This window comes from Pseudomonas sp. GM49 (genome assembly GCF_000282355.1).
GTDB lineage: Bacteria > Pseudomonadota > Gammaproteobacteria > Pseudomonadales > Pseudomonadaceae > Aquipseudomonas.
Map to the genome: position 1 here is coordinate 1 of NZ_AKJL01000337.1, position 17,952 is coordinate 17,952.

The 17,952-nt window shown below is 61.7% G+C and carries 18 protein-coding genes and 1 pseudogene; 9 read left to right on the forward strand and 10 right to left on the reverse strand.

What is annotated here, in order from left to right; genetic code table 11:
• The 3 genes and pseudogenes from PMI29_RS00580 to PMI29_RS00570 all read right to left on the reverse strand — a co-directional run.
• Positions 1 to 375 (reverse strand): annotated as a pseudogene (locus PMI29_RS00580) (hypothetical protein); the annotation flags it as partial.
• Position 376: 1 nt separating this feature from the next.
• Complete coding sequence (locus tag PMI29_RS00575) at positions 377 to 2,545, reverse strand: xanthine dehydrogenase family protein molybdopterin-binding subunit (protein WP_008004585.1); 2,169 nt, start codon at positions 2,543 to 2,545, stop codon at positions 377 to 379.
• A gap of 25 nt (positions 2,546 to 2,570) precedes the next feature.
• On the reverse strand, positions 2,571 to 3,026 hold the full coding sequence (locus PMI29_RS00570; protein ID WP_008004588.1) for a (2Fe-2S)-binding protein: 456 nt from the start codon (positions 3,024 to 3,026) through the stop codon (positions 2,571 to 2,573).
• A gap of 323 nt (positions 3,027 to 3,349) precedes the next feature.
• Here PMI29_RS00570 and PMI29_RS00565 point away from each other — a divergent pair, with 323 nt between their 5' ends.
• Together PMI29_RS00565 and PMI29_RS00560 are read left to right on the forward strand one after the other, a co-directional pair.
• Entirely contained in the window at positions 3,350 to 3,853 is a 504-nt protein-coding gene (locus PMI29_RS00565) for a VOC family protein (protein WP_008004590.1), read from the forward strand.
• A 33-nt stretch (positions 3,854 to 3,886) separates the two neighbouring features.
• Positions 3,887 to 4,720, forward strand: a complete 834-nt coding sequence (locus tag PMI29_RS00560; protein WP_008004592.1) for an AraC family transcriptional regulator — start codon at positions 3,887 to 3,889, stop codon at positions 4,718 to 4,720.
• Positions 4,721 to 4,918: 198 nt separating this feature from the next.
• Here PMI29_RS00560 and PMI29_RS00555 read toward each other — a convergent pair whose 3' ends face one another.
• Positions 4,919 to 5,506, reverse strand: a complete 588-nt coding sequence (locus PMI29_RS00555; protein WP_008004594.1) for a LysE family translocator — start codon at positions 5,504 to 5,506, stop codon at positions 4,919 to 4,921.
• A gap of 87 nt (positions 5,507 to 5,593) precedes the next feature.
• The gene (locus tag PMI29_RS00550; RefSeq protein ID WP_008004597.1) at positions 5,594 to 6,925 is read right to left on the reverse strand and encodes an aminotransferase-like domain-containing protein; all 1,332 of its coding nucleotides are present in this window, start codon (positions 6,923 to 6,925) and stop codon (positions 5,594 to 5,596) included.
• 89 nt (positions 6,926 to 7,014) lie between these two features.
• Here PMI29_RS00550 and PMI29_RS00545 point away from each other — a divergent pair, with 89 nt between their 5' ends.
• From PMI29_RS00545 to PMI29_RS00525, 5 genes are all read left to right on the forward strand, one after another.
• A complete protein-coding gene (locus PMI29_RS00545) occupies positions 7,015 to 7,911 on the forward strand; it encodes a DMT family transporter (protein ID WP_008004598.1) in 897 nt (298 codons plus the stop codon).
• A 91-nt stretch (positions 7,912 to 8,002) separates the two neighbouring features.
• Positions 8,003 to 8,623 (forward strand): LysE family translocator, encoded by a 621-nt coding sequence (locus PMI29_RS00540; RefSeq protein ID WP_008004600.1) that lies wholly within the window; start codon positions 8,003 to 8,005, stop codon positions 8,621 to 8,623.
• 123 nt (positions 8,624 to 8,746) lie between these two features.
• Positions 8,747 to 9,829, forward strand: a complete 1,083-nt coding sequence (locus PMI29_RS00535; RefSeq protein WP_033052802.1) for a bifunctional transcriptional activator/DNA repair enzyme AdaA — start codon at positions 8,747 to 8,749, stop codon at positions 9,827 to 9,829.
• 34 nt (positions 9,830 to 9,863) lie between these two features.
• Positions 9,864 to 10,676: an isocitrate lyase/PEP mutase family protein gene (locus tag PMI29_RS00530; protein ID WP_008004602.1), complete on the forward strand. Its 813-nt coding sequence runs from the start codon at positions 9,864 to 9,866 to the stop codon at positions 10,674 to 10,676.
• A 4-nt stretch (positions 10,677 to 10,680) separates the two neighbouring features.
• Positions 10,681 to 11,298: a DNA-3-methyladenine glycosylase family protein gene (locus PMI29_RS00525; protein WP_008004603.1), complete on the forward strand. Its 618-nt coding sequence runs from the start codon at positions 10,681 to 10,683 to the stop codon at positions 11,296 to 11,298.
• 128 nt (positions 11,299 to 11,426) lie between these two features.
• Here the strand turns inward: PMI29_RS00525 and PMI29_RS00520 are convergent, their stop codons facing one another.
• The 3 genes from PMI29_RS00520 to PMI29_RS00510 all read right to left on the reverse strand — a co-directional run bounded on the left by PMI29_RS00520 (position 11,427) and on the right by PMI29_RS00510 (position 14,621).
• On the reverse strand, positions 11,427 to 12,524 hold the full coding sequence (locus PMI29_RS00520; RefSeq protein WP_008004604.1) for an extracellular solute-binding protein: 1,098 nt from the start codon (positions 12,522 to 12,524) through the stop codon (positions 11,427 to 11,429).
• A gap of 2 nt (positions 12,525 to 12,526) precedes the next feature.
• Positions 12,527 to 13,636 (reverse strand): agmatine deiminase, encoded by a 1,110-nt coding sequence (aguA, locus tag PMI29_RS00515; RefSeq protein ID WP_008004605.1) that lies wholly within the window; start codon positions 13,634 to 13,636, stop codon positions 12,527 to 12,529.
• A 100-nt stretch (positions 13,637 to 13,736) separates the two neighbouring features.
• A complete protein-coding gene (locus PMI29_RS00510; RefSeq protein ID WP_008004606.1) occupies positions 13,737 to 14,621 on the reverse strand; it encodes a LysR substrate-binding domain-containing protein in 885 nt (294 codons plus the stop codon).
• Between the two features lie 241 nt (positions 14,622 to 14,862).
• Here PMI29_RS00510 and PMI29_RS00505 point away from each other — a divergent pair, with 241 nt between their 5' ends.
• On the forward strand, positions 14,863 to 15,351 hold the full coding sequence (locus PMI29_RS00505; protein WP_008004607.1) for a GFA family protein: 489 nt from the start codon (positions 14,863 to 14,865) through the stop codon (positions 15,349 to 15,351).
• 124 nt (positions 15,352 to 15,475) lie between these two features.
• Here PMI29_RS00505 and PMI29_RS00500 read toward each other — a convergent pair whose 3' ends face one another.
• Positions 15,476 to 16,084, reverse strand: coding sequence for a tRNA-(ms[2]io[6]A)-hydroxylase (locus PMI29_RS00500; protein ID WP_007986374.1), 609 nt, complete (start codon positions 16,082 to 16,084; stop codon positions 15,476 to 15,478).
• Between the two features lie 163 nt (positions 16,085 to 16,247).
• Between PMI29_RS00500 and PMI29_RS00495 the strand changes: the two genes are divergently transcribed.
• Positions 16,248 to 17,111 carry a universal stress protein gene (locus PMI29_RS00495; RefSeq protein WP_008004608.1) on the forward strand — a complete coding sequence of 288 codons (864 nt, stop codon included), beginning with the start codon at positions 16,248 to 16,250 and terminating at the stop codon, positions 17,109 to 17,111.
• Positions 17,112 to 17,222: 111 nt separating this feature from the next.
• On the opposite strand, the gene PMI29_RS00490 is transcribed toward PMI29_RS00495, so the two are convergent.
• Entirely contained in the window at positions 17,223 to 17,693 is a 471-nt protein-coding gene (locus PMI29_RS00490) for a DUF1289 domain-containing protein (RefSeq protein WP_007937731.1), read from the reverse strand.
• Positions 17,694 to 17,952: the final 259 nt, after the last annotated feature.

The window sequence follows — 17,952 nt, forward strand, 5'->3', positions numbered from 1 at the left end:
CCGATCGGCTGGCTGGCCGATCCAGGCCATCCGCTGCGCGGCCGGCGGCAGGCTCCAGTGCGGCGCCCCGGGTGGCGCATGCGGACCGTAACTGGCCGGCGGATTGCTTTGCGCATGGCACGTTGCACAGGGCAACCCGGCCGAACCCTTGCCGTCCATGCCACGCACGACATTCATGGCGTGAGGCACCCCGGCATCGAATTGCAGCGGCGAATCACCGGGAATGTGGCAGTTCTGGCAACGGGGGCTCTGGAAGACTTTCTGCACGGTGTCGAACGCCTGCAAGGCCTCGCGGTCATCGGCGAACACGTGCGATGCGTAGGCTATGAGACAGACCAGGATCACCGCCCCAAGCAACCAATGATGTCGTTTCATCTCACACCCCCGACAACTGCAACGGCAGCTCGCGCAGGCGCTGTCCGGTCAGGGCAAAGACCGCATTGGCCACCGCCGGCGCCGTGGGTGGCACACCGGCTTCGCCGATACCGCCGGGTTTGTCGCTGCTGGGCACGATATGCACTTCGACCACCGGCATTTCGTTGAGCCGCAGCACCTGATAGTCGTGATAGTTGGACTGCACCACCTGCCCGTCCTTGAGCGTCAGTTTGCTGTGCAAGGCGAAGCCGAGGCCAAAGGTGATGCACGATTCCATCTGCGCCGCGATGCTCTGTGGGTTGACTGCAATGCCGCAGTCCACCGCGCACACCACTCGGTGCACACGGATGGCGAGGTTGTCCTGGGACACCTCGGCCACCTGAGCCACATAGCTGCCAAATGACTCATGCACCGCCACACCCAGCGCATGGCCATCCGGCAGAGGCGCCTTCCAGTTGGCCTTCTCCACCGCGAGGTTCAGCACACCGAGGTGGCGCGGATGGTCCTTGAGCAAGGTGCGTCGATAGTCCACTGGATCCTTGCCGGCCGCCGTGGCCAGCTCATCGATCAGCGACTCCATGACAAACGCGGTGTGGGTGTGCCCCACCGAACGCAGCCACAACACGCTGATGCCGGTTTTCGGTGAGTGCAGTTCGATCTGGTGATTGGCCAGTCCTTCGATGTAGGGGCTATCGGCCACGCCTTCGACCGAGGTCTTGTCGATCCCGTCCTTGACCATGGTCGCTTCAAGCGAGGTCCCGGCCATGATCGACTGTCCGACCATCACATGCTTCCAGGCCAGCGGCAGGCCGTCGGCGCCCAGCCCGATACGCGCATGGTGCAGGAACGCCGAGCGGTAATAGCCGCCACGGATGTCATCCTCCCGCGCCCACACGGTTTTCACCGGCCCACCGGCGGCCTTGGCGACATACACCGCTTCGCTGACGAAATCCGACGTCGGATTGGCCCGTCGCCCGAAGCCGCCACCGAGAAACTCGGTATGGATCTCGACCTGTTCCGGCTTGAGCCCGGTGATTGTCCCGGCGACCATCTGGTCCAGGGTCTGGAACTGGGTGCCGGTCCAGATTTCGCATTTGTCCTTGGTGATGCTCACCGTACAGTTCAAAGGTTCCATCGGCGCGTGGGCCAGATAAGGCACGCTGTATTCGGCGTCGATGGTCTTTGCCGCTTTCGCCAGCGCAGCCTGGGTATCGCCCGCCTGACCGGCGTTCAGGCCGGGGGTGGTGGCGAGTTTGCGGAAGGTTTCCAGTAGCGCCTGACTGTCGAGCCCGGCGTTCGGTCCCGGGTTCCACTGGATTTTCAGCGCATCGCGCCCCAGCTTCGCCGCCCAGTAATGATCGGCAATCACCGCGATACCCGTCGGCACTTGCACCACTTTATGCACGCCCGGAATCGCCAGCGCTTCGGCGCCTTCAAAGGATTTGACGCTGCCACCGAAGGTGGGTGAACGGGCGACCATGGCGGTCATCAGGCCGTCGAACTGCACGTCCATACCGAACTTGGCCCGGCCGGTGATTTTTTCCGGGGTGTCCAGGCGCCTGGTGGGCTTGCCGATCAGCCGCCAGTCTTTCGCGTCCTTGAGTTTGATCGAGGCCGGGTCCGGCCGTGGCAATTGCCCCGCGTCATCCGCCAACTCGCCATAGGTGGCACGGTGCTCACCGGCAATGACCACTCCCGACTCTGTATGAATCTCCGATGGCGCAACGTTGAAACGTTTGGCCGCCGCTTCGATCAACATCAAGCGCGCCGCCGCGCCGGCCAGGCGATAGCGGTCGAACTCCATCCAGGTCGAGGTCGAACCACCGGTGATCTGCATCCCGCCAAACCCGGCCATGCCGTAATCGGCGGCCGATGCAGGGGAATGCTCGACGCGGATCTTCGACCAGTCGGCGTCCAGTTCTTCGGCGATCAACATGGTCAGGCCGGTCCAGATGCCCTGGCCCATTTCCGAGTGCCCGAGCAGCACGGTGACGCTGTTGTCGTTGCCAATGCGCAGGAAGGCGTTTGGCGCAAACACGTTGCCCTGGTTTTCCGCGCCCATGGCGAAACGGTGGGCACCGGGCATGACAAACGCGACCACCAGCCCACCGCCCAGCACGGCACTGCCCTTGAGAAAACCACGGCGCGATAACGCATTGATGCTGTTCATGGCACAAGCTCCCTTCAACCCGGCCTCAACCCAGCTCGGCGGCGCGTTTGACCGCTGCGCGAATCCGCGGGTACGTGCCGCAACGGCAGATGTTGCCGGACAGTGCCTGATCGATGTCGCTGTCGGTCGGTTTCGGAATTTTCGCCAGCAACGCCGCCGCCGACATGATCTGCCCGGACTGACAATAGCCACACTGGACCACGTCAAGTTCCGCCCAGGCCTGTTGAACCGGGTGCGAACCGTCCGCAGACAGGCCTTCGATGGTGAGAATTTTCTGCCCTTGGGCCACGGCCGTGGCCGGCGTGATACAGGCGCGCCGCGGAGCGCCGTCGACATGCACGGTGCAGGCCCCGCATTGGGCTATGCCACAGCCGAATTTGGTGCCGGTGAGGTGGGCGACATCGCGCAAGACCCAGAGCAGCGGCATGTCGGCGGGGACATCCAGCTCCTGATCCTGGCCATTGATGTTCAGGGTCAGCATGGCGCAGTTCCTCAGACTCACGGTGACCTGAAGGGGCGTCGCTGCGGCCTTGTAAAGCCTGCGCGCGCCTCGGGCTATCCCTTCAGCTAAGCGCAGATTTGCCGGCAGGCCGTGGTGCATCGACCACCGGTCATGAAAAAGCCGCCTCTAAGGGCGGCCATGGAATCGCTCGCCAGCGCCTCGGCCTCACCACACAGACAGTCTTTTTGACTACGTTTACGCAACACTGGGGCAAATTTGTCGATCTACGGTACGGCCAGACGACCAGAGGCTGACTACGCTGAAAGTCCGGAACATGCGCAATCTGCAGAGGAGTTGGCACCATGCAACGCGTACAAAAACTCACGCCCTGCCTGTGGTTCGACGATCAGGCCGAAGCGGCGGCGAAATTCTATTGCTCGATCTTCGATCATTCGAAAATCACTGCCGTCACCTATTACGGCCACGCCGGTTTCGAGTTCCACGGCCGGCCTGAAGGTTCGGTCATGACCGTCAGCTTCGAGCTTGACGGGCAGAGTTTCACCGGCCTCAACGGCGGGCCGATGTTCAAGTTCAGTGAGGCGGTTTCGTTTCAGGTCAATTGTCTGTCTCAGGAAGAAGTCGACCATTACTGGGGCAACCTGTCGGCCGGTGGTGCGCCCGAGGCCCAGCAATGCGGTTGGCTCAAGGACAAGTTCGGGCTGTCGTGGCAGATCGTCCCCGTCGCGATGATGGACATGATCAAAGACCCCGACACGAAAAAATCCCAACGGGCCATGCAGGCGATGATGCAGATGAAAAAACTCGATATTGCGACGTTGCAACGCGCCTTTGACGGCGAGAGCTAATACACTCGGACGCTGACCTGCCGAGGAGTGAGCATGAAGCACGCCGTTGCCAAAAACGCCGACAAGGCCCCGCGCTTCTGGCGCGATGACGCCCTGCCCTTCATCGAGGCCCGCTCCATCGCCGACGGGCGCGAAGTCTGTTACACCCGGCACGCCCACGAGCACTTTTCCATCGGGGCTATCACTGCCGGGCACAGCACCTATCTCCACGAGCAGTCGGCATACGAGGTCAGCGTCGGCACGGTCGTGCTGATGAACCCCGGCGACGTCCACGCCTGCAACCCGATCGAAGACCAACCCTGGTCGTACCTGATGCTGTACGTCGATACGCCGTGGCTGACCGATTTGCAGCATCAGCTCGGGTTCAGCGATGACGCGGCGTTTCGCCGCTTTTCGCTGACCCACACCCGGGACGCCCAGCTGTTTGCCGGCCTCGCGGGCTTGTATGAGGTACTGGTCGATCCACAGCAAGACGTGCTGCGCAAACACAGCGTGGCCGTGGAATTCTTTACTGAAGTTCAGCTACGACTCAACCCGGTCGATCAGCCGCTGCGCGAACCCAATTTCAAGCTGGAGCGTGCTGCCGATTACATCCGCGAGCACTGCACGCAAACCCTGAAGCTCGAAGACATTTGCGAGGCGGCACAACTGTCACCGTCCTACCTGATCCGCGCCTTCAAACAGCATTACGGCATGACGCCCCACGCGTTCCTGGTGAACCGGCGCATCCAGTTCGCCCAGGATCAATTGCGCAGCGGCAAGCTGATTGCGGACGTGGCACTGGAAGCGGGGTTCGCCGATCAGGCGCATTTTCAACGGGCATTCAAACAGCATTTGGCAGCGACACCGGGGCAGTATCGCGGCTGAATCCGAGGCTTTGGCCAGATCTGTGGCTTTGGTTGAGTCTGTGTCTTTGGCTGAATCTGTGGCGAGGGGGCTTGCCCCCGTTGGGGCTGCGAAGCAGCCCCAGCATTCCTTCAGTCATACTCTGCATGCAGGTTTTACGACGGCTTCGCCGCCGAACGGGGGCAAGCCCCCTCGCCACAATTTCCGTGTTGATTGCAGTTACGGCAACAACAGGTACACCGCACTCACCACCAGCAGCAACGCCATGACGCGATTGAACAGGCGCATGCCGGCCGAGTTGTTCAGGAAGCCACGCAGAAAGGTCCCGGCATAAGCCCAGCAACCGACCGACGCATAGCAGATCACCAGATAAATCGCAGCGAATTGCCAGACCAGGCGCGCCTCGCCATCGGCGACAAACGCGCCCATGCCGGCCACGCAGGCCAGCCAGGCCTTCGGATTGAGCCATTGCATGATGGCGCCATACAGCATCGACGGGGCTTGCGCCGATTCGCTGGCTTGCACCTGCCCATTGTCGGCTGCCAGCTTGAAGGCCATGTACAACAGAAAGGCTACGCCCGCCCATTGCACCCCCTGCGTCAGCGCCGGCCACTGTTGCAACAGCTCATGCAGGCCCAGCCCCATCAGCACCAACAGCAAGACAAACCCCAGCGTGGCCCCGGCCACGTGGCGCTGGCTGGCCCGGAAGCCAAACCGCGCGCCAGAGCTCAACGCCACAATGTTGACCGGCCCCGGCGTGATGGAAGCGACCAGCGCAAACGCCGCCATGGACATCATCAGACTCATTGCACACCTTCTTTCCATCGAGTTGAACAAGGCCCTCAAGGTAAAGAGCCGAGCGGCTCGCGTATTGAATAAAACTGCCCTGCATCGCTATGAGTAGTAACCCACGACACTTTTCACTTTGGTCAACGCAATGCGCAGTGAGTCCATGTCCACCGAGCCCAACGCCAGTCGTATCGCGTGCGGCACATGTGCGGAAATCGCAAAGGGCTCGGCCGGCGACACCGACACCTGCTCACGCATCAGTGCCATGGCGATCTGGTCGGCCCGGGCGTCTTCCGCCAACGGCAACCAGATGAAGTAGGAATTCGGGTGACTGATGGTCCTGAGCCCCGCCAGCACCTCGCGGGCCAGGGCTTGCCGGGCCCGGGCGTCCGCACGTTTTTGCGACTCCAGCTGGATGACGGTGCCGTCGTCGAGCCAGGCCGTGGCGATGGCGGTCATCACGCCGGGGGTGTTCCAGGTGGTCGCCATGATGGTGCGCTCGAAGGCGGCGATCCATTGCTCGGGTGCGGCGATGAAACCGACGCGCAACCCGGTAGCGATATTCTTCGACAGACCGGACACATACACCGTCCTCTCCGGCGCCAGCTCGGCCAACGGTGGCGGTACGTTTTCGGCCAGGAACGCATAGGCGGCGTCCTCGATGATCGTCAGGTCATGCTGGCGTGCTATCGCCACCAGTTGCTCGCGCTGATCGGCGTCCATCACCCAGCCCAGCGGGTTATGCAAGGTTGGCATCGAGTAGACGGCCCGCACCGATCGGCTGCGGCAGAGTTTTGCCAGGGCGGGCAGGTCAGGCCCGGTATCCGTGACCGGAATGGGCAAGACTTCCAGATGCAGGGTTTCGGCCAGCGTCTTGAAACCGGGATAGGTCAGCGCATCAGCGGCAATCACATCGCCGGGCTTGAGCAGCGTCATCATCGTCACCGCCAGGCCATGCTGGGCGCCGCTGACGATCAACACCTGCCCGGCCGGCACGTTCAGCCCGCGATCGAGCAGATGGCGCGCGACCGAGGCCCGCTCATGCAAGCGCCCCGCGTGGGGCTGATAGCGCAGGAGCGCCTCCAGATCTCCGGACAACGCCAGTTGACGCAAGGCAGTGCGCAGCAGGTCGGCCTGACCGGGCAACGACGGGTAGTTGAAGTTCAGGTCAAGCATCCCCGCCGCCACCACGTGCTGCGAGATGCCCTGCCCCGGCGGCAGCGAGGTTTCCCTGACAAAGGTCCCGCGCCCGGTTTCGCCGCTGACCAGGCCCATGCCCTCCAGCTCGGCATACACCCGGCTGGCGGTGACCAGTGCCAACCCGTGCTCAGTGGCCAGTTGCCGGTGAGTCGGCAGGCGCGTGCCGGGCGGTAAACGCCCTGAACGGATGTCGGCGGCAAAGGCATCCACCAGCGTCTTGTAGCGAGATCGAGGCATGTCGAGATGTATCCATGACAATTTTTTGATTGTATCGATAGTCGCTCATACGATGAGTTTCGTGCAATCAGACAATGAGCGTGAGCCAAATGGAACGGACTTCGAACCTGCAACACCGGACACTGGAAAGCAGCACCAGCGGCTGGATCAACGGCCTGATCGGCGTGGTGATTTTCAGCGGCTCGCTGCCGGCAACACGGGTGGCGGTACTGGAGTTCGACCCGGTGTTCCTGACGGTCGCGCGCGCCACCATCGCTGCGGTCCTGGCCCTGTGCCTGCTGGGGTTATTCAAGGAAAAACGTCCGGCGCGCCAGCAACTGATACCGCTGACCATCGTGGCCCTGGGTGTGGTTATCGGGTTCCCCCTGTTGACCGCGCTGGCACTGCAATACGTGACGTCCGCGCACTCCATCGTCTTCGTCGGCCTGTTGCCCCTGGCGACTGCGGTGTTCGGCGTCCTGCGCGGCGGCGAGCGGCCACGGGCGGCGTTCTGGATTTTCTCGGTGCTGGGCAGTCTGCTGGTGGTCGGGTTTGCCCTGTCCCAAGGGCTGACCGCTTCCCCCCAAGGCGACATTCTGATGCTGCTGGCCATCCTCGCCTGCGGCCTGGGTTATGCCGAAGGCGCGAAGCTGTCGCGCACGCTCGGTGGCTGGCAGGTGATCAGCTGGGCGCTGGTGCTGTCGCTGCCGGTCGTGGCGGTGCTCAGCTGGATGCGCATGCCGGCTTCGTTCACCGGCATCAGCACGCCGGCCTGGTTCAGCCTGGCCTACGTCTCGCTGTTCAGCATGCTGATCGGTTTCGTGTTCTGGTATCGCGGGCTGGCCCAAGGAGGCATCGCCGCCGTTGGGCAATTGCAGCTGCTTCAGCCGTTTTTCGGGCTGACCCTGGCCGCCACCCTGCTGCATGAACATGTCAGTGTCGGCATGCTGGGTGTCACCGTTGCCGTGATCCTCTGCGTCGCCGGGGCGAAAAAGTTCGCCAAATAATCCCTGGTACGGTGGTTTAGACCCATGACTGTATGGGTCTGGCCACCCGTGAGCTGTGATAAAAATAGCGCTCTTGCTTCAGGAGCCCACCATGGACCTCGCCACCCTCACCCTGTTTCTGCCGGCCTGCTTCGCCCTCAACATGGCACCCGGCCCCAACAACCTGCTGTCGGTCAGCAATTCGACTCGCTATGGCTACCGCACCGCGTGCGTGGCCGGTATCGGCCGGTTGCTGGCGTTCGCCGGGATGATTGCCCTCGCCTCGGCGGGGCTGGCGGTGGTGTTGCAAACCTCTGAGCTGCTGTTCTACGCCATCAAGATCCTCGGCGCGGCCTACCTGTTCTACCTCGCCTGGCAATTGTGGCGCGCCGATCCCGGCGTCGAAAACCTGGTCAGCACAGCGCCCGTGGGCACGCTGGCACTGGCCCGGCAGGAATTCCTGGTAGCGGCCGGCAACCCCAAGGCGATTCTGATTTTCACCGCGTTCCTGCCACAATTCGTCGACTCGACCCACACCATTGCGCCGCAGTTCGTGGTGTTGGGGGCGTTGTTTCTGGTGCTGGAGTGGATCGCGATTGGTGCCTATGCCTACATGGGTTTGCACATGCGTCGCTGGTTCGCCAGGCCGTCGGGCAAGCGGATATTCAATCGCTGCTGCGCCGGGTTGTTGTCGGCGGCGGCTTCGGTGTTGCTGATGGCGCGCCGCGCCTGAGGGATTTGCACTTACTTAATGTGGGAGCAGGCTTGCTCACACAGGGTGAAATCAATTTCCAGTCCGGAATTCGCTGTCGATTTTCCGGTGGAGGTCGCCCATGACGCGATCTATGCTGCGCCCATGAACCTACAAAAAACGCTGCTTCCGCCCCGTGCCGAGATGGTTCGCGCCATGCTCGAGCGAGACACCTCCTACGAGGGGGTGTTTTTCACGGCGGTCAAGACCACAGGCATTTTCTGCCGCCCCGGTTGCACCGCCCGCAGCCCGAAGCCGGAAAATGTCGAGTTCTTTGCCAACGCCGAACAATGCCTGGCGGCGGGTTACCGCGCCTGCCTGCGCTGCAAACCGCTGGACACCGCCGCCAGCGCACCGGACTGGGTGCAGAAACTGTTCAAGTCGGTAGACGCCGACCCTGAGCAGCGCTGGACCGACGCCCAGCTACTGGCCGAAGGCATCGAGCCACTGAAACTGCGTCGCTGGTTCAAGCAGCATTTCGGCATGACCTTCCACGCCTGGCTGCGCGCCCGACGCCTGGGCATGGCCTTGGGCGGGATCAAGCAGGGCGACTCCATCGACGCTGCCGCATTCGACTCCGGCTACGAGTCCCTGAGCGGTTTTCGCGATGCCTTCCAGAAGTCGTTTCACATCACACCGGGCCGCGCGGCCAACAGCGAGCCGTTGTTGTTCACGCGCCTGACCACGCCGCTGGGGCCGATGATCGCCATGGCCGAACGGCGTGGGCTGGTACTGCTGGAGTTTCTCGATCAGCCATCACTGAATCCGGCGGTCGAAGCGCTGCAAAACCGTTTTGGTTATGCCGTGGCGCCGGGGCACAACGCGCACTTGCAGCAGATCGAAGAGCAATTGTCCGCGTATTTCGCCGGCACACTCACTGAGTTCAGCGTGGCCCTGCACATGCCCGGTAGCGAGTTCTCCCGTCAGGTCTGGGCCGAACTGGCGAAAATCCCCTACGGCCGGACCACCACCTACGGCGCCATCGCGGCGATTCTGGGCAAGCCCGGTGCCAGCCGGGCGGTGGGCCTGGCCAATGGGCATAACCGCTTATCGATTGTCGTGCCGTGCCACCGGGTGATCGGTGCCGACGGTTCGTTGACCGGCTACGCTGGAGGCCAGCCGCGCAAGGCGTTTCTGCTCAGGCTGGAAAACGCAGAGGTACAGCTCACTGAGCAATTGGCGTTCTGATCCCCCACAGGTTTTTCATAAGGAAGGAAACTCGATGGACAGGCTCGACAATCAACTGCACCAACTGCATCACGAGGGTTTGCTGATTCTCACCAACGTCGCCGATGCCGCCGGGGCGCGGCTGGTGGAGCAACTGGGCAACAAGGCCGTGGCCACCAGCAGCGCGGCGGTGGCCTGGGTGCATGGTTACCCCGATGGCAACACCCTGCCCCTTGAGCGTCTGGTCTCGACGGTCGAGTCGATTGCCCGGGTAATTTCGGTGCCGCTGACCGTGGACATCGAGGCCGGTTACTCCGACGACCTGGAGCGGGTGGCACAGGTGGTTGACGCCGTGATCGCCGCAGGCGCTGTCGGGATCAATATCGAGGACGGCTCCTCGCCGCCGGAGCTGCTGGTACGCAAGATTGAAACCGCCCGCCAGGTGGCCGATCGCCGTAACGTGAACCTGTTTATCAATGCGCGCACCGATGTGTACCTGCGGGGCCTGGTGCCTGCCGAAGATCGCGTCGCGGAAACCCTCAGGCGCGCTGCGCTGTATCAGGCGGCTGGTGCCAATGGCCTGTTTGCGGCGGGCGTAACCGCCGAGTACGAGATCAAGGCGCTGTGCCACGGCACCTCGCTGCCGCTGAATGTGCTGGGGTTCCCGGGCCTGCCGTCGCCCGAAGCGCTTGAAGCACTTGGCGTACGCCGCCTGACCGCCGGTTCCGGCATCGCCGAATTCCTCTACGGTGCCATGGCCGGCATTGCCCAAAGCTTTCTGCAAACCGGCAAGTTCGATACCCACAACCTGAAGGCTTTCACCTATGGCGAAATCAACGCCCTGTTGAAACCGTCCGGGAAAGCCTGAGCCCATGTCCGACGGCTATCTGGCGGCCAGTAAGTTCCTGGCCGCCATCGATGACGACTGGCGCCGCCACATCGACGCCATCGGCCCATGCCTGCACCAGCCGCATGCTGCGCGTGATCCGTATGAGTCGCTGGTGCGGGCGATTGCCTATCAGCAACTGCACGCCAAGGCCGGCGATGCGATTGTCGGCCGGCTGCTGGCGCTGTTCGGTTCAGGTTCGTTTCCCAGGCCTGAACAGATCGTCGCGACCGATTTCGACCAACTGCGCAGTTGCGGATTTTCCGCGAGCAAAATCACCACCATTCAAGGCATCGCCCAGGCGTCGCTGGACGGCGTGGTGCCCGATTACGCCACGGCCCTGGCCATGGACGATGAAGCGCTGATCGAGCGTTTGATCACGTTGCGCGGCGTGGGGCGCTGGACCGTGGAGATGTTGCTGATCTATAGCCTGGAGCGCCCGGATATCCTGCCGGCCGACGACTTTGGCGTGCGTGAGGGTTATCGACGGCTCAAGGGGCTCCAGGTGCAGCCGACGCGCAAGCAGATGATCGAGATCGGCTCGGCGTGGAGCCCGTATCGGACGGTGGCCTCCTGGTATTTGTGGCGGGTGCCAAACAAATAGACCGCGTTATCGTTCTTCGCGAGCAAGCCCGCTCCCACAGTGTCCGAGTCGTACACAAAAAATATGTATACCGCTAAACCTGTGGGAGCGGGCTTGCCCGCGAAGACGTCAGTCCAGTCAACACAGCATCACAACCCCGACTTCAACCGACTGAACGCCCGAATCAGCGCCCGGTTGAACGCCTTGCCATTGTCGTTCTTGCTGTAAAGCGAAGCCCTGACCGCGGCCGTCGGGTACGTCCCCGGATCATTGCGGATCGCCGGGTCGATCAAGTCGTCCGCCGCCGTGATCGCATTGGCGTAATGGATGCTGTCGGTGATCGGCGCGATCACTTCCGGGGTCATCAGGTAGTCCATCAAAGCCAGGCCGGCCTTCGGATGCGGCGCATCCCTGGGAATGACCATGGCATCGAACCAGATCAACGTGCCTTCCTTCGGAATGCGATATTTCAGTGAGTACGGTTTGTTCGCCGCCTCTGCCTGGCCCGCCGCGATGCCCACGTTGCCGTTCCACGACATCGCCATGCAGGTATTGCCATTGGCAAGGTCGCTGATGTTCAGGTCGTTGTCGAAGTAGCGAATGTACGGACGAATCTTCGCCAGTTGCTGCTCGGCCAGCTTCAGGTCATCGAGGTTCTGGCGGTTGATGTCCAGGCCCATGTACTTCATGACCGCCGCAAACACTTCATTGGGATCGTTGAGCAGGCTGACCCCGCAATCGGCGAATTTCGAGACCACGGCCGGATCGAAAAGCATTGCCCAACTGTCTGTCGGTGCGTCGGGCAGGCGCTGTTTGACAGCCTGCTCCTGATAGCCCACACCGGTGGTGCCCCAGGCGTAGATCCCGGCATAGCGGTTGCCCGGATCGAACACCGCCATGTGCTGGCGGAACTCCTCGCCGACGCCGGCAAAGTGCGGCAGTTGCTGCTTGTCGACCGCCTGCACCGCGCCACTCTCGATGGCTCGGGACAGATGCTGCCCCGCCGTCAGCACCAGGTCGTAACCACTGCGGCCAGTCAGCAGCTTGGTCTCGACGGTTTCCAGGGAGTCGAAGTGGTCGGCCACCACGTGGATGCCGGTTTTCGCCTCGAAGTTCTTCAAGGTGTCCGGAGCCAGGTACTCGCCCCAGATGTACAGATTGACCACCGGTTTGGCGGTATCGGCGGCCTGCACACACAGGGGTGCAAGCACCAGCAGTATTGCTTGAGTCAGTTTGTGCAGGCCCACTTTCACACTCCTTTGCCAGCGTACTGCGGCATGGTGATGCACGCGACGTTGCCGCCACCGAGGAGGATTTCCCGGGAGTTTTCGATGCCGACGATGTTGTGTTCAGGGAACAGCTCGGCCAGGGTCGCCTGCGCCACTTTGTCGTTACGATCACCAAACAGCGGCACCACGATGGTTCTGTTGCCGGCGTAGTAATTGATGTACGACGCGCAGATTTTCGTCCCGGCCTGACGGGTATGGGTGCTGTCCTGCTGGTCCAGCCCTTCGGCTTCTTCGGCCGTCCACTCCAGCACATCCGGTTGCGGCAGCTTGTGCACGATCAACTCGCGGCCACGACTGTCGCGGGTGCTGCGCAGGATGTCGTAGGCCTCCTGATAGATTTCCCACTGCGGGTCATCGCGATTGTCGGTCCATTGCAACACCACTTCGCCAGGGCGCACGAAGCACGCGAGGTCGTCGACATGACCGTCGGTTTCGTCGAACTTGCAGCCCCGTGGCAGCCAGATCACTTGCTCGGCACCGAGGTAGTCGGTCAGGCGGCGGGTGACTTCGTCCTTGCCCAGATGCTGGTTGCGGTTGCGGTTGAGCAAACACTGTTCGGTGGTCAGGATGCTGCCCTGGCCATCGCTCTGGATGCCGCCCAGTTCGGCAATCAGCGGCGCACGATAGCGGTCGAAGCGTTCGATTTCGAGGATTTTGCTGGCGATCTGGTCATCCTTGTCCCACGGGTAGTAGAGACCACCGTCGAGCCCGCCATAGGCATTGAATTCGAAGTCGACGCCGCGCACTTCGCCACTCCGATCGTTGACCACAAAACACGGGCCGCTGTCGCGGAACCAAGTGTCGTTGCAGGTCATTTCCACCACACGCACTTGCGGCGGCAACTGCCGGCGCGCGGTGGCGAACTGTGCCGCAGAGGCGCACACGGTGACCGGCTCGCTCATGGAAATGGCGGTGACGATCTGCACCCAGACTTTCTGCGCCGGCTTGGCACCGTTGCGCCAGACGTCGGTGCGCTCCGGCCAGCCGAGCCAGCAACCGGACTTGGCTTCGAATTCGCCGGGCAGACGGAAACCGTCCTGTTTGGGAGTGGTGTCGAGCAAACGCGCCATGGTCAAACCTCTTCGGCAGGGATTGGAATGACCACAGGCTAAGGGCGTTGGCGACTGGCTCGCCAACGATGATTATTTCGGAATACTTGAATTCAACTCATCAATCTAGCAACTGATCGTTGAACCATTCCAGCATCTGCGCCACCGCCGGACGCTCCAGCCGCACCCGTTCGCACACCAGCGCGTATTGGCCCAGAGCGGTCATGCTCGAGGTAAACGGCCGTACCAGCCGACCGCTGAGCAAATCTTCCTGGGCCGTCAGGTTGTCCCCCATGGCCACGCCCTGCCCTTGCGCGGCAGCTTCGAGTGCCAGTCCGGCATGAGCAAAATACAGCTGCCGGTCGGGGCGCTGATCGCCGGCATGGCTGGTGAGCCACGCGGTCCAGGTCTTGCCGTCCTGATCGTCGTGCAGCAGGCAGTGACGTGCCAGGTCCTTCGGGGTTTTCAGGGTGCCCTGGTTGAACAGGCCGGGGCTGCACACCGGGAAGAACTGCAACGCCGGCAGCGGCCGGACAAAATACGCGCTGCTGTCCACCGGGCCGGTGCCGTAGGTGATCGCCAGATCTATGTCTTCCCCGGGCGCTGTGGCGTCGATCGGTTGTTCGTACAGATGCAAGGTGATGTGCGGATAGCGCGCGTAGAAATCCGTGAGACGGCTCATCAGCCACTTTTGTGCCAGCTCGGCGGTCACCGCCAGACGCAACACCGCCAGGGATGAAGGGTCGCGCAGTTCGTCGCAGGCATCGCCAATCAGTTCGAACGCCTGCTGCAAGCTCTGCATCAGGCGCCCGGCCGCCAGGGTCGGGCGAATCTGCCGGCCCTCGCGCACGAACAGCGATACACCCAGTTGCTCTTCGAGCTGGCGAATCTGATGGCTGACCGCGCTGTCGGTGACACACAACTCAGCCGCCGCCCGACCGAAATGGGCGTGGCGGGCGGCGCATTCGAAGGTTCGCAGGGCTGCCAGGGAAGGTAGTCGTCGCATCAGGTCATGTCCCGGTTTCGAGAGGGACATGCTGACTTGGCCGTTGGTGGGCGTCCAGTAACACCGCGTTATCGTTCATCGCAGGCAAGCCAGCTCCCACAGTGAGCGGTGGTAAACACAACCTTTTGTATTACCGCAAAACCTGTGGGCGGTGGCGACCGCCGACGTGATTCTGGTCCCTGTCCAATAGCACCGACGGTCTAGGCTGTCTTGGGTACGCTCAAGACAGCTGGAGGCTCCCATGCAACTCGAAGGTTCCTGCCATTGCGGCGCGGTGTCGTTCAGTTTGACTAGCGCCCACCCCTATCCTTACCAGCGTTGCTACTGCTCGATCTGTCGCAAGACCCAAGGGGGTGGCGGTTATGCGATCAACCTCGGTGGTGATGCCGCCAGCCTGAAGGTGCGCGGGCGCAAGCATATTGCGATCTACCACGCACGGCTCAAGGACGAAGGTGACAAGCGCGCCCGCAGCAGCACGGCAGAGCGGCATTTCTGCTCGGTCTGCGGCTCGGGTTTATGGCTGTTCAGCCCACAGTGGCCGGAATTGATTCACCCGTTTGCCTCGGCCATCGACACGCCGCTGCCGGTGCCGCCGGAGCACACGCACCTGATGCTGGGTTCGAAGGCGCCCTGGGTTGAGGTCCAGGCGCAGCCAAGGGATAAACAGTTCGATGTGTACCCCGAAGAGTCCATCGCGCAATGGCATGAACGCCTGGGTTTGAGCCATTAGCTTTTGTGTTGCTAATGGCCCCTTCGCGAGCAAGCCCGCTCCCACAGGGGATTTGTGAGCGACACAGATCGAGTGTGGGAGCGGGCTTGCTCGCGAAGGCGTCCGCAAAAACAACACCGAATAATCAGGCCGCAGCAGGCACACCGCTGTGAAAACGGAATTCCACGTCCGGCGACTCGATCAGTTCCTGCTCGGCGGCGCGGACCTTGTCGATCACCTGGGCGATGTCCTTGGCGTCACCGTATTGATAGGCCAGTTTCAGGTAACCCTGGAAATGCCGGGCCTCGCTCTTGAGCAAACCAAAATAGAACTTGCCCAGTTCTTCGTCCAGATGCGGCACCAGCGCTTCGAAACGCTCGCAACTGCGGGCCTCGATGAACGCCCCTACCACCAATGTGTCCACCAGTTTCACCGGTTCGTGACTGCGTACCACCTTGCGCAACCCCGACGCGTAGCGCCCGGCGGACAGCTGGCGCAGTTCGATCTTGCGGCGTTTCATCAGGCGCATGACCTGTTCGTGGTGAACCAGCTCTTCCCGGGCCAGGCGAGACATCATGTTGATCAGATCGACGTGGGAGTGGTACTTGGCGATCAGGCTCAACGCGGTGCTGGCGGCCTTGAATTCGCAGTTCTTGTGGTCGATCAGCAGAGTTTCCTGATCGGCCAGCGCAGCCTGGATCCAGCCGTCGGGGGTGCGGCAGCCAAGGAACTCGTGAATTTCGGGAAGGATCATGGGGCTCACGGAAAAATAGGTTCAAAACGAAGGGCGCCGATTATACCGGCCTGCCCGCAGACCACCAGTCGCCAACCGTTGATATGCATCAAGTCCCCGAATCGCAGGCAGCAACTATAGTTGTGCAACGCCGTGCTTTTTTTATTTTCAGGAGATCCCGCTCATGCAAGCCGTACGCAGCATTCTGGTGGTCATCGACCCCGAACACTCCGAAAGCCTGGCGCTGAAACGGGCCAAACTGATTGCCGGCGTGACCCAGGCGCAGTTGCACCTGCTGGTGTGCGACCCCAAGCATGATCACAGTGGCATGCTGGGTGTGCTCAAGGCCGCGTTACTTGCCGACGGCTACACCGTCACCACCGAGCAGGCCTGGAATCATAGCCTTCACGAAACCATCGTCGATGTGCAGCAGGCGGAAGGTTGTGGTCTGGTGATCAAGCAACACTTTCCCGACAGCGCACTGAAAAAGGCCCTGCTGACACCCGAGGACTGGAAATTGCTGCGCGAGTGCCCTTCCCCGGTACTGCTGGTGAAAACCGCCGGTTCATGGAGAGACAAAGTGATCCTGGCAGCTATCGACGTCGGCAACAGCGACCTCGAACACCGCCACCTGCACGACACCATCATTGATCATGGCTATGACATCGCCACCCTGGCCAAGGCCCACTTGCACGTGATCAGCGCCCACCCGTCGCCGATGCTGTCGTCGGCCGACCCGACGTTTCAACTCAGCGAAACCATCCAGGCGCGCTACCGCGAGCAATGCAAGTCATTCCAGGCGGAATTCGACATCGACGATGAACACCTGCACATCGAGGAAGGCCCGGCGGACGTGCTGATTCCGTTCATGGTCCACAAGCTGCAGGCGGCAGTGACAGTGATCGGTACCGTGGCCCGTAGCGGGTTGTCAGGGGCGTTGATCGGCAATACCGCGGAAGTGGTGCTCGATTCGGTCGAGAGCGATGTGCTGGTGCTCAAACCGCAGGAGATCGAGGATCAACTGGAGGAGATTGCCGACAAGCATTGAGATTTGTGGTGTTTGGCCGGACGCCATCGCGAGCAAGCTCGCTCCCACAGAGGGTTTGTGAACGACGCAAGTCCCCTGTGGGAGCGAGCTTGCTCGCGATGCTTTTAAGGGCTACCCGCCGAAAGCGTCTTTCAGGAACCCCGGCGCTATGTAGCGCTGATAATGCGCCTCGGAGAGCAGGAAAAATTCCCGATCAATGGCATCGCGCAATTCCGGCAGGTTCCAGTCGCGAAACTCCGGCAGCAACACCATTCCGTAGGCTTCCAGGTTGTTGATCACCCGCGCGCCCCGGGCGATCAACTGATAGGCCCAGCAATATTCCGACTGATGGGGCACGAAGCGAATCTTGCGTTGCTCCAGCTGCATTCTCAGCAGTGCCGGATCGAAAATTTCCACCTTGGCGGCCATCACCTGCGACAGTAACTGCTCAAGACGCAGCCACACCGCGCGCTTTTCCTCCTCGTTGTAACCGTTCCAGTGGATCACTTCGTGGTGGAAACGCTTGCAGCCACGGCACACCAGGTCACCGTAAACAGTGGAGCAAAGGCCGACGCAGGGTGTCTTGATGGTCTGATTGGGCATAAGTAGGCAAAACGCGAAAAAGCAGAACAGGCCGGCATGTTAGCCCTTTGTCCGCCATTGATCACCCCTCAAAGTTAAGGGCCCGGAGTGAATCGGGGTTTGCTGAGCGCCACCAAAGTCCAATAAAACCTGACTTACCTTTAATTTTTTTTTGCCGTAGAATCAGCCTGCCTTTTTAGGCGCCAATGTCCGTTAGAAGCTGTTTTCAAAGCGTCACGAGCACAGTCGTTCCTTCAGAGCGGTGTTGGCGAGGGGTTTT

Bases quoted from the DNA above. Each gene is read 5' to 3' on its own strand.
- PMI29_RS00575 (WP_008004585.1), bottom strand. From the start codon at position 2,545: ATGAACAGCATCAATGCGTTATCGCGCCGTGGTTTTCTCAAGGGCAGT.
- PMI29_RS00570 (WP_008004588.1), bottom strand. From the start codon at position 3,026: ATGCTGACCCTGAACATCAATGGCCAGGATCAGGAGCTGGATGTCCCC.
- PMI29_RS00565 (WP_008004590.1), top strand. From the start codon at position 3,350: ATGCAACGCGTACAAAAACTCACGCCCTGCCTGTGGTTCGACGATCAG.
- PMI29_RS00560 (WP_008004592.1), top strand. From the start codon at position 3,887: ATGAAGCACGCCGTTGCCAAAAACGCCGACAAGGCCCCGCGCTTCTGG.
- PMI29_RS00555 (WP_008004594.1), bottom strand. From the start codon at position 5,506: ATGAGTCTGATGATGTCCATGGCGGCGTTTGCGCTGGTCGCTTCCATC.
- PMI29_RS00550 (WP_008004597.1), bottom strand. From the start codon at position 6,925: ATGCCTCGATCTCGCTACAAGACGCTGGTGGATGCCTTTGCCGCCGAC.
- PMI29_RS00545 (WP_008004598.1), top strand. From the start codon at position 7,015: ATGGAACGGACTTCGAACCTGCAACACCGGACACTGGAAAGCAGCACC.
- PMI29_RS00540 (WP_008004600.1), top strand. From the start codon at position 8,003: ATGGACCTCGCCACCCTCACCCTGTTTCTGCCGGCCTGCTTCGCCCTC.
- PMI29_RS00535 (WP_033052802.1), top strand. From the start codon at position 8,747: ATGAACCTACAAAAAACGCTGCTTCCGCCCCGTGCCGAGATGGTTCGC.
- PMI29_RS00530 (WP_008004602.1), top strand. From the start codon at position 9,864: ATGGACAGGCTCGACAATCAACTGCACCAACTGCATCACGAGGGTTTG.
- PMI29_RS00525 (WP_008004603.1), top strand. From the start codon at position 10,681: ATGTCCGACGGCTATCTGGCGGCCAGTAAGTTCCTGGCCGCCATCGAT.
- aguA (WP_008004605.1), bottom strand. From the start codon at position 13,636: ATGGCGCGTTTGCTCGACACCACTCCCAAACAGGACGGTTTCCGTCTG.
- PMI29_RS00510 (WP_008004606.1), bottom strand. From the start codon at position 14,621: ATGCGACGACTACCTTCCCTGGCAGCCCTGCGAACCTTCGAATGCGCC.
- PMI29_RS00505 (WP_008004607.1), top strand. From the start codon at position 14,863: ATGCAACTCGAAGGTTCCTGCCATTGCGGCGCGGTGTCGTTCAGTTTG.
- PMI29_RS00500 (WP_007986374.1), bottom strand. From the start codon at position 16,084: ATGATCCTTCCCGAAATTCACGAGTTCCTTGGCTGCCGCACCCCCGAC.
- PMI29_RS00495 (WP_008004608.1), top strand. From the start codon at position 16,248: ATGCAAGCCGTACGCAGCATTCTGGTGGTCATCGACCCCGAACACTCC.
- PMI29_RS00490 (WP_007937731.1), bottom strand. From the start codon at position 17,693: ATGCCCAATCAGACCATCAAGACACCCTGCGTCGGCCTTTGCTCCACT.